We start from the raw sequence: 11,862 nt of genomic DNA, 5'->3' as shown, positions 1-11,862 counted from the left end.
GGGGCGGGGGTGAGGGCGGAGGTGACGGAATGACCGGACGGACGATGCGGCTCGCGCTGTTGGCCGCGCTGCTTCCGGTGTCGCCGCTGGCGGCGGAGCCCGGCCGACGCCCCGCCGACGTGGAGCGCTACCTGACGCGCCTGACCGGCTGCCGGCACTGGACCGGCGAAGACGCCTACGACGCGGCCCGGGGGCGGGAGATCGCCGTCGCGGTGAAGGACCTGGGCTGCGACGCCCTCGACGCGGACGAGGCGCGCCTGCGCCGTCGCCATGGCCGGAGCCCTGCGATCCTGAAGATCCTCGACGCGGCGCGCGATGCGGGCGGCTGAGCGCGGCGCCGACGCCGACGAATCGGTTCGCCGTCGCGTCGCCCGGTTGCTGCACGTGCCGCCCCTCGCGCTGCTGTTCGCGCTCGGCCTGGCGCCGCTGTTCCTCCTGTTTCCGCTCCTGCCCGGCGGGGCCGAGGCCGACGCGGCCCGGCGGCCGGTGGCGCTCTGGCTCGGCGCGGCGTTGCTCGCGGGTTTCGCGGGAACCGTCGCGGGCGCGGCCCGGCCGCTCTACCGGGCGGCGGCGCACATCCTCGTCGCCTCCCTGCTGTCGATCCCGGCGATGCGCCTCGCGCTCGGGTCCGGCGTTCCGGTCCCGCACGGCCTGGCCGCGTGGCTCGGCCTCGACGGAGAATCCGCGATGGACGCCGACCTGTACGAGATCTGGCTCCTCGCCTGGCTCGCCGCATTCGGCTTGGTGGCGGCCGTCCGGCACGGCCTCGCCCGGTTTCGGCGCACGCGCGCTGCCGCGCCGCCGGTGCTTGACCGGTGATCCGCCGCCGACATAGCTCGCCCGTCGCGGCGTCGCCCCGTCCGCAACGGAGTGGTTCATGACCTGGCGCAAGCCGCTCGTCCTCGCCGCGGCGCTCGGCCTGTCGATCGCGGCCGCCCACGCGCAAACCGCTTCCCTCGACGTGCCGGTCCAGCCTGGCGCGGACGGGCCTGAGCTCGACGCCTGCCCGCGGTTGGCCGCCGTCACCGGCCTCGACCCGAAGGGCGACGACTTCCTCTCGGTGCGCAGCGGCCCCGGCGGCCGCCCCTACCGCGAGGTCGATCGCATCCATACGGGCCAGCGCCTGTCGGTCTGCGAGACCCGTGGGCCGTGGTTCGGCGTCGTGTACGCGGACCGGGAGGGACGGGATTGCGGCGTCGCGACGCCCTGGCCGCGCCGGACCGCCTATGCGGGACCGTGCCGGTCCGGCTGGGTCCACCGGCGCTACGTCACCGACCTGGCCGGCTGAGCAATTCGCAGGCGGCCGGAGGGGCAGGCGTCGATCCAGAGCCGACCCCGCGCGTGCCTTGCCCTACCCGCCCTTCGCCAGCAGGAAGAACGCGGTTCCGATGGCCAGGAGGCTTCGCGAGACCCAGCCGCAGGTGGTGGCGCCGACGCCGTCGTCGAGCGTCCGCAGGTGGGCGACCTGCGCGAACATCGCCGCCCAGTAGGCGGACCACAGGCCGAGGATGGAGGCCGTCGCGGTCGACACGGTCGGGCTACCGGACCGCGTGCGCCGACCGCCGCTCGTGGCGCCAGGAGGCGACCGCGTCGCGACGGGCCTCGTAGGCGCGCCGGACGGACGAGCCGTCCACGCCGCGCCCCTCCGGCCCGTAGCCGAACCGGAGGACGCCCTCCGGGCCGTAGAGCCGGCTCACCTCCGCCCGCCAGAGGCGGTCGGTGCGGGCGAGTGCCGCCTCGGTCTCCGCCAGTCGCTTCGCATGCATCGAGGGGGTCCTGTCCGGCGGTGTCGCAGGGTCAACGCGGCTCGGCCCCATCCGCTCCGGGCGTTGCCACGCGACAAACCGTTTCCTCGACAGGCCGGCTCCGGGACCTATCCTGAAGAGATGCCTCCCCTCATCGATGCCGTCACGAGAGCCGTCGCAGGCGGCGCTTCATCGGCCTTGCCGCGCAGGCCGGTCGTCGTAATGCCCAGCCGGGGATGTGCGCCTTGACCGCCCGCAGGGCGCTGGTCGTCGGCGCCTCCCGCGGCCTCGGGCTCGGCCTCGTCGCCCGGTTCCTCGATCGCGGATGGGACGTGACGGCCACCGTGCGCCGCCCTTCCGCCGCCCTGTCCGGCCTCGCGACCGACGGCCGGCTGCGGATCGAGGCGGGCGTCGACATCGACGACGACGCGGCGGTGACCGCCCTGCGCAGGACGCTCGCGGACGCGCCGGCCTTCGACCTCGTCTTCGTGGTCGCGGGCGTCGCCACCCAGGCCGGCACGCCGGCCGCCGCGATGCCGCGCGCGGTGGCGACGGCGGTCTTCCAGACGAACGCCCTCAGCCCGATCCGCTTCGCCGAGGCGTTCCACGCGCGCGTGGCCCCCGACGGGCTCGTCGTCCTGATGACTTCGAAGCTCGGCTCGGTCTCGCTGAACCGCGGCGGCGGCTGGAGCAGCTACCGCGCGAGCAAGGCGGCGCTCAACACCCTGGCCCGGTCCTTCGCCGGGCAGCACGCCAAGGCCGCCTGGGGCGTAGTGCTGATGCATCCGGGCTGGGTGCGCACGGATCTCGGCGGCCGGCGCGCGACCCTCGACGTCGAGACCAGCGCGCGCGGCATCGTCACGGTGCTCGAACGGCACCTCGGGCAGCGCGGCTGCGTCTTCCTCGACCACGCCGGGCAGACCGTGCCCTGGTAGTCCATGCGCCGCGGGCGGTTCCGACGGCCAAACGCCGTCGCCCGGGCTCAGGCCTGCGGCGCGGGACGATCCTCGAGCGTATCGCCGCGCAGGGCCGCGTCGTAGCCCGCGAGCCAGAGGTCGTGCGCCTCCATGCCTTCGGCATAGGGGCAGTCCTCGCGGCGCAGGGTCTTGCCCGGCGCGTAGAAGCCGAGCGCGTAGTGGTCCAGGTTGTCGTCCGGCGGCTGCGCCATGGGGTCCTCGCTTCGCAAACGTTGGAGACCGGACTCGGCCTCAGGTCATCACCTCGGCGAGGATGCAGGGCACCTCCGCCGGGATCTCGCGCGCCAGGAAGCCGATCCCGCCGTAGCGGCGGGCGAGCCGGCGACCGGCTTCGCCGTGGGCGTAGACGCTCCACAGAGCCGCCGCCTCGGGCTCGGCCCCGCGGGCGAGCAGCCCGACGATCAGGCCCGCGAGCGTGTCGCCCGAGCCCGAGATCGCCAGGCCGACATGCCCCATCTCGTAGCACCAGGCGCGGCCGTCGGGGGAGACGACCTGCGTCCGGCCGCCCTTCATCACCGTCACCGTGCCGAAGCGCTCGGTGGCGCGGCGCGCCGCCGCCAGCGGGTCGGCCTCGACGGCCTCGCGATCCAGGTCGAGGAGCTTGGCCATCTCGCCCGCATGCGGGGTGATGATCGCCGGCCTGGACAGGCTTCGGGTCAGGTCCGGGTCGGCGCGGAGCGCAACGAGCGCCCCGGCGTCGAGGACGAACGCCGCCTCCTTGCCCCCGCGCACGAGGGCGGACACCACGGCTTCGGTGTCCGCGTCCTCGCTCATGCCCGGACCGGTGAGGATCGCGTCGACGGCGCCGGCCCGCTCGACGAGGTCGTCGGCGCAGTCGCGGCCGATGCCGCCGCCCTCGGTCTGCGCCAAGCCGACCACCAGGGCTTCCGGCACGGCGATGCCGATCGGGATCGCGAGGTCGCGGCACACGCCGATCTGGAGCTTGCCCGCGCCGACGCGCATCGCCGCGTCGGCGCTCAGCAGCACGGCACCGGGCAGGCCCGTGCAGCCTGCCACGATGAGGACGCAGCCGCGGCCGTCCTTGCTGTCGCCCTCCGGCTTAGGGGGGGCCATGCCGCGGAGCACGTGCTCGGTCAGCGGTGTCACGGCGCCCATGGCTGTCCTCCGGTCGGTTTCCGACGATGGTGCAACGCTGTCAGCTCTTGGCCTGTGCTTCGTTGGCGTCGGGTTCGGAAGTAACGGGAGCACCCTGTGCCTCAAGGGGTGCGACGAAGTTGTAGCGGATCAGGTCGAGGGCGGGGCCGGGCGCGGCGACCGCCGCGGGGGCGTATTCGGTGACGCCGCAATTGGCGACGTCGCCCTGCGCGTCGATGGCCAGGATCTCAGCCTCGGTCCTATTCTCCAGCAGGTAGCGCAGGCACAGGACCACCACCTGGTGGGCGACCAGGAGGATGCGCTGGCCCTCGTAATGCAGCGCCATCGTGTCGAGCGCGCTGCGCAGGCGCAGGATGACGTCGCACCAGCTCTCGCCGCCCGGGGGCCGGTGGTAGAACTTGCCGAGGTCGGTGCGGAGTTCCGCCTGCTCGGGGTGCAACTGCTCGATGCCGGCGCGGGTGAGGCGATCGAGGATGCCGAACTCCTTCTCGCGCAGGCGCTCGTCGACCAGCAGCGGCGGCGCGCCGGCGGCGAGCGCCCCCGATGCGCGGATCGCCTCGGCCGTCTGGACCGCGCGGCGGTAGGGCGAGGCCAGGACGAGGTTCGGCCGCGCGTCGGCGGGCATCGCGGCGAACCAGCGCCCGAGGGCTTCGGCCTGCCGGTGGCCGCGTTCGCTCAACGGCACGTCGACGTCGCGTTCGGCGATGTCGATCCGCGTCGCGCCGGCGGCCTGGGCCGCATCGCGGGCGACGTTGCCGGCGCTCTCGCCATGGCGGACGATCCAGAGGCGAAGCGGCTGTCTGTGCGGCACGGAAGTCTCCAGCCGCCACCGGTCGGTCGGCGCGGCATCGGTTGTCGAGATGGACGACGGTTGCGCAGGCGCAAACCGTCGCGGCGGCCGGAACGATCCTTACGAAGGGCACGAGGAAGCCCGCCAACGTCAACCGGGCGGGCTCGCAGTCGTCGCACGCGGCGACGGCGATTTCGCCAGGACCACGGCTCGAACGCAGGCGACGCATCAGGCCGTGGGGTGCTCAGCTCCGCGCGGCGACCGGACGGCCGGCGGGGCCGAAGCCGTGCTTCGCCCCGGCCCGGCTGACGACGCCGAACCGCAGCACCGCCTGTTCCAGGTAGTCGATCGCCGCGATCAGGTGCGCGCGCGCCGTCTCGATCGCCTCCGCCCCGTCCTCCGGCCTGCCGTCGGCGAGCTTCACCGCGGCGATCAGCACGCGGTCGCGCTCGTCCTCGATCCGCCGGTCGCGCTCGACCGAGCCGCGGATCTCGGCGTCGAAGGCGGCGACCACCGACCAGGGGAGGGCGTCGGCGCCGACCTGGTCGACGAAGGTCTGGACGACGAAGGTCTGGGCGTGCCGGCGCCCGGCGGCGGCGGCCCGGCGCAGGGTTTCGGCGAGGTCGGCATCCATGGAAAGCTCCCGCGTCCGTGCGCGTCCTGCCGGGCGTCGGCAGGGCGCGGCGTGACCTCCTATACGCCGGCACGCGGCGGGTGAGCGCCTGCGGGGGATGGCCGCGGATCGGGGGCGGCCCTCAGGCCGGCGGCGGCTCTCAAGCCGGCGGCGCTTCGCGCGCCATCCAGGCTTCGACGCGGGCGCGGTCGGCCTGCGACAGGCCGTGCCCGGCCGGAAGCGTGGCGTGCTCGACGCGGGCTCCGGCCGCCGTGAGGAGGGCGGCGAGCCGCGCCGCGTTCTCGGCCGGCACGATCGGGTCGGCCGCGCCCGACAGCATCAGCACGGGCCGGCCCGCGAGGTCCGCCGGCGCGGCGTCCGACAGCGGCACCATCGGCCGCAGCAGCACGGCGCCCGCCAGCGTTTCGGGGTGCAGCAGAAGCATCGCGGCGGCGATGTTGGCGCCGTTCGAGAAGCCGAGCGCCAGCGGTGCCGGAAGGCCGTAACGCGCCCGCGCCGCCGCCACGAACCCGGAGAGGTCGGCCGCGCGGCGGCGCACGTCGTCGGCGTCGAACACGCCCTCGGACAGGCGGCGGAAGAAGCGCGGCATGCCGTTCTCCAGGACCGGACCGCGCGGCGACAGCAGGGCGGCGCCCGGCGACACCCGCCGGCCGAGTGGCAGCAGGTCGGCTTCGTCGCCGCCGGTGCCGTGCAGGAGGAGCAGGGGGCGAACGGACGCGTCGCCCGGCTCGAAACGGTGGACGAAGCCGAGATCGGTGGTGGTCATGACGGACTTCCAGGACGCGGGCAGGGCAATCCCGCCCCGTAGGCGCGGGGCGGGAAGACGGGTCAGGCGAGGTCGGGCGAGGCGAGGTCGGGCAAGGCGGCCGCGATCCGCGCCCGGTGCGGTTCGAGGCCGGCCGGCAGCTTCAAGGCGCCGCCGAGGGTGGCGAGCGGCTCGTCGACGGCGAAGCCCGGCGCATCGGTCGCGATCTCGAACAGCACGCCGCCGGGCTCGCGGAAGTAGACCGAGCGGAAGTACTGGCGGTCGCGCTGCTCGGTGACCGCGAGGCCGTGGTCGGCGGAGAGCCGCGCCACCATCGCCGCCTGGGCCGCGTCGTCGGCGGCCCGGAAGGCGATGTGGTGCACCGACCCGGCGCCCTGCCGCCCGCGGGCGACCGCGCCGGCCGCCTCGAGGGTCACGAAGCCGCCGGCCGCCGCGTCCCCGGCGAAGCGGATCGACGCGCCCTCGCGCGCGGTCTCGCGGAAGCCGAGGCCGTCGGCGAGGATCGCCGCGGTCGGGCCGGTCTCGGCGAGGCGCAGCGTGACCCCGTGCAGGCCGCGCACCGCGTGCTCGGCCGGCACCGCGCCGTGGCCCCAGGCCGGCTCCGGGTCCGCCCCGTCGACGCCGACCAGTGCCAGCCGCATCCCGTCGGGATCGCGGAAGCGCAGGGTCGGCTCGCCGAAGACGCTCGCCGGCGCGTCGTGATCGACGGACATCGCGACGAAGCGGTGGATCCACCAGCCGATCGCGGCCCGCGGCACCCGCAGCGCGATCTCCTGCGTCTCGCCGACGCCGAGCCGGCCCGGCGCCGCATGCGCGATCGGGAAGAAGGTCAGCAGCGTGCCGGGGCGACCGGTCTCGTCGCCGTAATAGAGGTGGTAGGTGCCCGGGTCGTCGAAGTTGACGGTGGTCTTGACGAGCCGCAGTCCGAGCACCCGGGTGTAGAAGTCGCGGTTGCGCGCTGCCTGGCCGGAAAAGGCGGTGACGTGGTGGAGGCCGATCTCGGACATGACGTGTCTCCTTTGAGAGCGCCGCCCGGCGCTCGCGATCGGCCTGATTTGAGGATCATCCGGGCGATTTGAAACGGAAACGATGGAAACCCATCGTTTCTGATTTTGCGTTCGACGATGCGCCGCGGTCCGAGACCTTCGGCGTGGCCCGGCGCGCCTCTGGCTGCTATGGCGGGGCGTTCGACACGACGGGAGACGGCGATTTCCGACGATGCATGGGCGACCGCGCTGGGGCTGCTCGCGGTCCTCGTCCTGGTGCTGGCCAACGGCTTCTTCGTGGCGGCCGAATTCGCCCTGGTCTCGGTGCGCCGGAGCCGCGTCGCCGAACTCGTCGCCGAGCGGCGCGCGAACGCGACGGCGCTGCAGCGGGCGACCGACCGCCTCGACGCGCATCTGGCCGCGACGCAGCTCGGCATCACCCTGTCGTCGCTGGCGCTGGGCTGGGTCGGCGAGCCGGCGCTCGCCCACCTGATCGCGCCGGCGGTGGACGGGCTGCCGCTGTCGCTCGGGCCGGTCGCCGCCCATTCCATCGCGGTGGCGATCGCCTTCGCCCTGATCACGTCGCTGCACATCGTGCTCGGCGAGCTGGCGCCCAAGAGCCTCGCGCTCCAGCGCAGCGAGCGCACCGCGCTCGCGGTGGTCCGCCCCCTGGGCCTCTTCCTATTCGTGTTCCGGCCGGCGATCCTGTTCCTCAACGGGCTCGGCAACGGCGTGCTGCGCTTGTTCGGCCTCCAGCCGGGCCATGGCGAGGGCTCGCTGCACTCGACCGCCGAACTCAACCTGCTGATCCAGGCGAGCCAGGAGGCCGGCCTGATCCGCGAGGTCCAGCAGGAGGCGGTCGAGCGGATCTTCGCCATCGGCGAGCGCCGGGTCAGCGACATCATGACCCCGCGCCACGAGGTCGAGTGGGTCGACGCCGACGCCGACCACGCGGCGATCCTCAAGGCCGTGCGCGCCTGCGGCCACGCCCAGGTCGTGGTCAGCCGGGGCCAGGTCGACGAGCTCGTCGGCGTGGTGCGCAAGCAGGACCTGCTCGACCAGGTGCTCGACGGCGACGCGATCGACCTGACGGCCGCGACGCAAGGCCCGATCGTCGTGCACGAGAGCATGACGATCCTGGCGGTGCTCGAAACCTTCCAGAGCCAGCCGATGCGGATGGCGGTGGTCGTCGACGAGTACGGCACCCTGGAGGGCATCGTCACCCAGACCGACCTGCTGGAGGCGATCGCCGGCGACATCCCGGAACCCGGCGAGGAGCCCGACGTGGTCGAGCGCGCCGACGGCTCGCTGCTGATCGACGGGATGATCCCGGCCCGCCAGGCGTTCGAGCGGCTGGAACTGGCCGAGACGCCGCATTCCGACGACTTCACGACGCTGGCCGGCTACGTGATCTACGAGCTCGGTCGCATCCCCGCGGCGGGCGACGCGTTCGAGGCCGGCGGCTGGCGCTTCGAGGTGGTCGACATGGACGGGCGCCGCATCGACAAGGTGCTGGCCTCCCGCGTGGCCGCCTAAAACCTCGGACAGCCCGGCCGCGGCGGGCGCACGGAAGGCGAAACCCGACATGGCGGATGGCGCCGACATCCCGATGCCAGACACCGCGACGCCCGGGTTGCGGATGCCGAGCCTGGCCGAGGCGGTCCCCGTCTGGGGCCGCATCGCCGCCTTGTCCTTCGGCGGGCCGGCCGGGCAGATCGCGGTGATGCACCGCATCCTCGTCGAGGAGCGGCGCTGGATCTCCGAAGATCGCTTCCTACACGCGCTGAACTTCTGCACGCTGCTGCCGGGGCCGGAGGCGCAGCAGCTCGCGACCTATGTCGGCTGGCTGATGCACGGCACCCGCGGCGGGCTCGTCGCGGGGGGCCTGTTCGTGCTGCCGGGTCTCGTCGCGATCATGGCGCTGAGCTGGATCTACGCGCTGTCGGGCAACGTCGGCGTGGTCGCCGGCCTGTTCTTCGGGCTCAAGGCGGCGGTGCTGGCCGTCGTCGCCGAGGCGGTGCTGCGCATCGGCCGGCGCGCCCTGAAGAGCGCGCCGATGGTGGCGCTGGCGGCGGCTTCGTTCGTCGCGCTGTTCCTGTTCGACCTGCCGTTCCCGGTGATCGTGCTGGCGGCGGGCTTTTTCGGCTATCTCGGCGGCCGCGCCGGCCTGCCGCAGTTCCGAGTCGGCGGCGGCCACGGCGCGGCCGGGGCGGCGAAGGCCGGGCCGTATCTCCTCGGCGACGCGGAGCTGCCGCAGGAGCGCGAGGCCCCCGCGCGCACGCTCCTGACGGCGGCGATCTGGGGCGCGCTCTGGCTGCTGCCGGTCGCCGCGATCGTCGGCCTGGTCGGTTCCGGCGAGGTGTTCGGGCAGATTGCGCTATTCTTCTCGAAGATGGCGATGGTGACATTCGGCGGCGCCTACGCGGTGCTCGCCTACGTCGCCCAGCAGGCGGTCGGGCATTTCGGCTGGCTGCGGCCCGGCGAGATGCTCGACGGGCTCGGCATGGCCGAGACCACGCCGGGGCCGCTGATCATGGTGACGCAGTTCGTCGGCTTCCTCGCCGCGTTCCGCAATCCGGGCGGCCTGCCGCCGCTGCTCGCCGGGACGCTGGGGGGCCTGCTCACCACCTGGGTGACCTTCGCGCCGTGCTTCCTCTGGATCTTCGTCGGCGCGCCCTACGTCGAGCGCCTGCGCGGCGACCGGGCGCTGGCCGGCGCGCTCTCGGCGATCACGGCGGCGGTGGTCGGGGTGATCCTGAACCTCGCGGTCTGGTTCGCCCTGCACACGCTGTTCGCCCGCCTCGAACCGGTCGCCTTCGGGCCGATCCGCCTCGACCTGCCGGTGCTCGCCAGCCTGGACCCGTGGGCGCTGCTCCTCGCGCTGGGGGCGCTCGTGGCGGTGTTCCGGTTCAAGGCCGGCGTGATCCCGACGCTGGCGGCCTGCTCCGCGGCCGGCATCCTCCTGCATTTGGCAGGCCTCGCCGGGTAAGCTTCCTGCTCCGTGGGCTCGGGGACCACGCCGCCCGGCGAGGGGCGGCGCGGGATCGATCGCTCAGAAGCGGTTCGGCCGGCAGCGGCGGCCGGCGGGGCCGATGTGGAAGCCCCGCGGGCAGGAGCGCCCGCGGACGTAGCCGCCCGCCTGCCCGCCGGTGCGGCAGCCGCCGTAGGGGCCGCGATGGCCGAACGGGCCGCAGCCACCGTAGACCTGGACGATGTTCGCCTCCGGCGCATCGAGGCCGACGAGGGGAAGCGCCGAGGCCGGCCCCGACAGGGTCGCGGCGAAGGCGCTGGCGAGGATGGCGGCGCCCAGGGATCTGCTCAACATCGATCGTCCTTTCGTGAGGGGAAGGCGCGGCGCTAGCGCGCCGCACCGGGATTCCGGACTGGCAGGCCCGGAAACGATGGTCAGGCGAGGAGGTCGCGCGTCGGCGCGACGCCTCCGCTGCCCGGGAAGACGGTGTCGGAAAGCGCCCAGTCCGGCAGGCCGAGATGGTCGCGCAGGACGCCCTTCAGCACGGCGCGCAGGTCGAGGGTCGGGCGGAGGTCCCGCCCGTCGAGGAGGGAGGCGGGCGCAAGCCCCGGCCAGTCGGCGACGACCCGCCCGCCGGCCACCGCCCCGCCGGCGAGGAAGGCCGCCGCCGCCGTGCCGTGGTCGGTCCCGTCCGTGCCGTTGGGGTGGGCGGTGCGGCCGAACTCGGTGGCGACCGCGACCACGGTCTCGCCCCAGGCGGGGCCGAGCTCCGCCTTCAGCGCGGCCAGCGCGTCGTCGAGGGCCTTGAGGAGGTGGGCGAGGCGGCCGGAGGCCGGCCCCTCCGCCGCATGGGTGTCCCAGCCGTCGAGCGCCAGGGTCGCGATCCGTGGGCCCTCGGGCCGGGCGAGCACCCGGCCCGCCGCCGCCGCCAGGGTGGCGTAGGACCGGCCCGGGCCGCCTCCGGCTGGTCCTTTGGGAAGCATCGCGTCGAGGCGGTTGCTCTCCGTCAGCGCCGCCAGCAGGCGCGGGTCGCGCTCGCCGTAGAGGCGCTCCAGCCGCATCACGGTGTCGTCGAGGGGCGTGCGCAGGTTTCCGGGCGACCAGCTCATCACCGGGGCGGGCCCGCGCATCACCAGGGGCACCGTCGCGCCGCAGGCGAAGAGGTCGCGTCCGCGGGCCAGTCCGGCGGCCGGGAGCAGGCCGGCGGCACGGTTGAGCCAGCCGGTCGCGCTGCCGTTCGGGCTGGGAGTGCCGTTCTCCAGCACGTCCTGCCCGTCGAAATGCGAGCGCTCGCGATAGGGCGTCGCCACCGCGTGCAGCATCAAGGCCTCGCGGGCGTCGAACAGCCCCTTCAGGAACGGCAGGTTCGGGTTGAGCCCGAACAGGCCGCCGAGCGGCAGCGCCGCGCCGTCGCCGGAGGCCGGCAGCGCGAGCGCGCCGCGCAAGCCTGCATAGGCCGGGTCGCCGAGGGCGGGCAGGAAGGCGAGCCCGTCGAGGGCGCCGCGCAGGATCACGAAGACGAAGCGCGGATCGCGGGTGGCGGCCGAAGCGATCCGCGGCATCAGGGCGGAGACCGCGAGGGTCGAGCCGGCGGCGAGCAGGCCGCGGCGGGTCGGAAGCTGGAGGCGCATCGACCTATCTCCGCTGGAATTCCGGGCTCATCAGGAGGAGGGCGAGGCCCTGCGCCCCGGTTTCGGCCCGGGCGATCTCGCGCCGGGTGGCCGCGGAGAGCAGCGGCCCGAACGCGTCCTCGGCGAGCGCGACCGGGTTGTCCGCGGGCGGCGCCCGCTCGCAGGCCTCGGCGGCCCAGTCGATCCGGGCCTTGAAGGCGTGCGGCGCGAGCCATTCGGCGGCGGCGTCCGGCCAGCCGCGCGGGC

General features: G+C 74.4%; 17 protein-coding genes. 6 read left to right on the top strand and 11 right to left on the bottom strand.

All coding sequences use genetic code 11. The features are described from left to right. From FV229_RS21385 to FV229_RS21375, 3 genes are all read left to right on the top strand, one after another. The coding region (locus tag FV229_RS21385) for a hypothetical protein (protein WP_348644200.1) at nt 1–329 on the top strand (329 nt) is incomplete at its 5' end. After that, the gene (locus FV229_RS21380; RefSeq protein ID WP_147753895.1) at nt 316–819 is read left to right on the top strand and encodes a hypothetical protein; all 504 of its coding nucleotides are present in this window, start codon (nt 316–318) and stop codon (nt 817–819) included. The genes FV229_RS21385 and FV229_RS21380, both read left to right, overlap by 14 nt. Before the next feature lie 58 nt (nt 820–877). Beyond that, entirely contained in the window at nt 878–1,288 is a 411-nt protein-coding gene (locus FV229_RS21375) for an integron (protein WP_147753894.1), read from the top strand. 63 nt (nt 1,289–1,351) lie between these two features. On the opposite strand, the gene FV229_RS21370 is transcribed toward FV229_RS21375, so the two are convergent. Next, nucleotides 1,352–1,531 (bottom strand): hypothetical protein, encoded by a 180-nt coding sequence (locus FV229_RS21370; RefSeq protein ID WP_147753893.1) that lies wholly within the window; start codon nt 1,529–1,531, stop codon nt 1,352–1,354. A gap of 7 nt (nt 1,532–1,538) precedes the next feature. Next, nucleotides 1,539–1,766 (bottom strand): hypothetical protein, encoded by a 228-nt coding sequence (locus tag FV229_RS21365; protein WP_147753892.1) that lies wholly within the window; start codon nt 1,764–1,766, stop codon nt 1,539–1,541. A 215-nt stretch (nt 1,767–1,981) separates the two neighbouring features. Here FV229_RS21365 and FV229_RS21360 point away from each other — a divergent pair, with 215 nt between their 5' ends. Then, nucleotides 1,982–2,680: an SDR family NAD(P)-dependent oxidoreductase gene (locus FV229_RS21360; RefSeq protein ID WP_147753891.1), complete on the top strand. Its 699-nt coding sequence runs from the start codon at nt 1,982–1,984 to the stop codon at nt 2,678–2,680. A gap of 47 nt (nt 2,681–2,727) precedes the next feature. Here the strand turns inward: FV229_RS21360 and FV229_RS21355 are convergent, their stop codons facing one another. From FV229_RS21355 to FV229_RS21330, 6 genes are all read right to left on the bottom strand, one after another. After that, nucleotides 2,728–2,913, bottom strand: coding sequence for a ribosome modulation factor (locus FV229_RS21355; protein WP_147753890.1), 186 nt, complete (start codon nt 2,911–2,913; stop codon nt 2,728–2,730). 40 nt (nt 2,914–2,953) lie between these two features. Continuing rightward, nucleotides 2,954–3,838, bottom strand: a complete 885-nt coding sequence (locus tag FV229_RS21350) for an NAD(P)H-hydrate dehydratase (RefSeq protein ID WP_147753889.1) — start codon at nt 3,836–3,838, stop codon at nt 2,954–2,956. Between the two features lie 40 nt (nt 3,839–3,878). Continuing rightward, nucleotides 3,879–4,649, bottom strand: a complete 771-nt coding sequence (locus FV229_RS21345) for a histidine phosphatase family protein (protein ID WP_147753888.1) — start codon at nt 4,647–4,649, stop codon at nt 3,879–3,881. A gap of 223 nt (nt 4,650–4,872) precedes the next feature. After that, entirely contained in the window at nt 4,873–5,262 is a 390-nt protein-coding gene (locus FV229_RS21340) for a hypothetical protein (RefSeq protein ID WP_147753887.1), read from the bottom strand. Nucleotides 5,263–5,401: 139 nt separating this feature from the next. Continuing rightward, complete coding sequence (locus FV229_RS21335) at nt 5,402–6,028, bottom strand: alpha/beta hydrolase (protein WP_147753886.1); 627 nt, start codon at nt 6,026–6,028, stop codon at nt 5,402–5,404. Nucleotides 6,029–6,090: 62 nt separating this feature from the next. Next, a complete protein-coding gene (locus tag FV229_RS21330) occupies nt 6,091–7,035 on the bottom strand; it encodes a VOC family protein (RefSeq protein WP_147753885.1) in 945 nt (314 codons plus the stop codon). A 168-nt stretch (nt 7,036–7,203) separates the two neighbouring features. Here FV229_RS21330 and FV229_RS21325 point away from each other — a divergent pair, with 168 nt between their 5' ends. Continuing rightward, the gene (locus FV229_RS21325; protein WP_147753884.1) at nt 7,204–8,550 is read left to right on the top strand and encodes a hemolysin family protein; all 1,347 of its coding nucleotides are present in this window, start codon (nt 7,204–7,206) and stop codon (nt 8,548–8,550) included. 73 nt (nt 8,551–8,623) lie between these two features. Further along, nucleotides 8,624–10,003, top strand: coding sequence for a chromate efflux transporter (gene chrA, locus FV229_RS21320; RefSeq protein ID WP_246688279.1), 1,380 nt, complete (start codon nt 8,624–8,626; stop codon nt 10,001–10,003). A 63-nt stretch (nt 10,004–10,066) separates the two neighbouring features. Here the strand turns inward: chrA and FV229_RS21315 are convergent, their stop codons facing one another. From FV229_RS21315 to FV229_RS21305, 3 genes are all read right to left on the bottom strand, one after another. Then, the gene (locus tag FV229_RS21315; RefSeq protein WP_147753882.1) at nt 10,067–10,339 is read right to left on the bottom strand and encodes a hypothetical protein; all 273 of its coding nucleotides are present in this window, start codon (nt 10,337–10,339) and stop codon (nt 10,067–10,069) included. 80 nt (nt 10,340–10,419) lie between these two features. After that, nucleotides 10,420–11,616 (bottom strand): DUF1501 domain-containing protein, encoded by a 1,197-nt coding sequence (locus FV229_RS21310; RefSeq protein ID WP_147753881.1) that lies wholly within the window; start codon nt 11,614–11,616, stop codon nt 10,420–10,422. Nucleotides 11,617–11,620: 4 nt separating this feature from the next. Then, the coding region (locus tag FV229_RS21305) for a DUF1800 family protein (protein WP_147753880.1) at nt 11,621–11,862 on the bottom strand (242 nt) is incomplete at its 5' end.

This window comes from Methylobacterium sp. WL120 (genome assembly GCF_008039465.1).
Taxonomy (GTDB): Bacteria; Pseudomonadota; Alphaproteobacteria; order Rhizobiales; family Beijerinckiaceae; genus Methylobacterium; species Methylobacterium cerastii.
This window is presented reverse-complemented; position numbering and strand designations above follow the sequence as displayed.

Coding starts and splice junctions, on each gene's coding strand:
- FV229_RS21380 (WP_147753895.1), top strand. CDS start 316: ATGCGGGCGGCTGAGCGCGGCGCCGACGCCGACGAATCGGTTCGCCGT.
- FV229_RS21375 (WP_147753894.1), top strand. CDS start 878: ATGACCTGGCGCAAGCCGCTCGTCCTCGCCGCGGCGCTCGGCCTGTCG.
- FV229_RS21365 (WP_147753892.1), bottom strand. CDS start 1,766: ATGCATGCGAAGCGACTGGCGGAGACCGAGGCGGCACTCGCCCGCACC.
- FV229_RS21360 (WP_147753891.1), top strand. CDS start 1,982: ATGTGCGCCTTGACCGCCCGCAGGGCGCTGGTCGTCGGCGCCTCCCGC.
- FV229_RS21355 (WP_147753890.1), bottom strand. CDS start 2,913: ATGGCGCAGCCGCCGGACGACAACCTGGACCACTACGCGCTCGGCTTC.
- FV229_RS21350 (WP_147753889.1), bottom strand. CDS start 3,838: ATGGGCGCCGTGACACCGCTGACCGAGCACGTGCTCCGCGGCATGGCC.
- FV229_RS21340 (WP_147753887.1), bottom strand. CDS start 5,262: ATGGATGCCGACCTCGCCGAAACCCTGCGCCGGGCCGCCGCCGCCGGG.
- FV229_RS21335 (WP_147753886.1), bottom strand. CDS start 6,028: ATGACCACCACCGATCTCGGCTTCGTCCACCGTTTCGAGCCGGGCGAC.
- FV229_RS21330 (WP_147753885.1), bottom strand. CDS start 7,035: ATGTCCGAGATCGGCCTCCACCACGTCACCGCCTTTTCCGGCCAGGCA.
- FV229_RS21325 (WP_147753884.1), top strand. CDS start 7,204: ATGGCGGGGCGTTCGACACGACGGGAGACGGCGATTTCCGACGATGCA.
- chrA (WP_246688279.1), top strand. CDS start 8,624: ATGCCAGACACCGCGACGCCCGGGTTGCGGATGCCGAGCCTGGCCGAG.
- FV229_RS21315 (WP_147753882.1), bottom strand. CDS start 10,339: ATGTTGAGCAGATCCCTGGGCGCCGCCATCCTCGCCAGCGCCTTCGCC.
- FV229_RS21310 (WP_147753881.1), bottom strand. CDS start 11,616: ATGCGCCTCCAGCTTCCGACCCGCCGCGGCCTGCTCGCCGCCGGCTCG.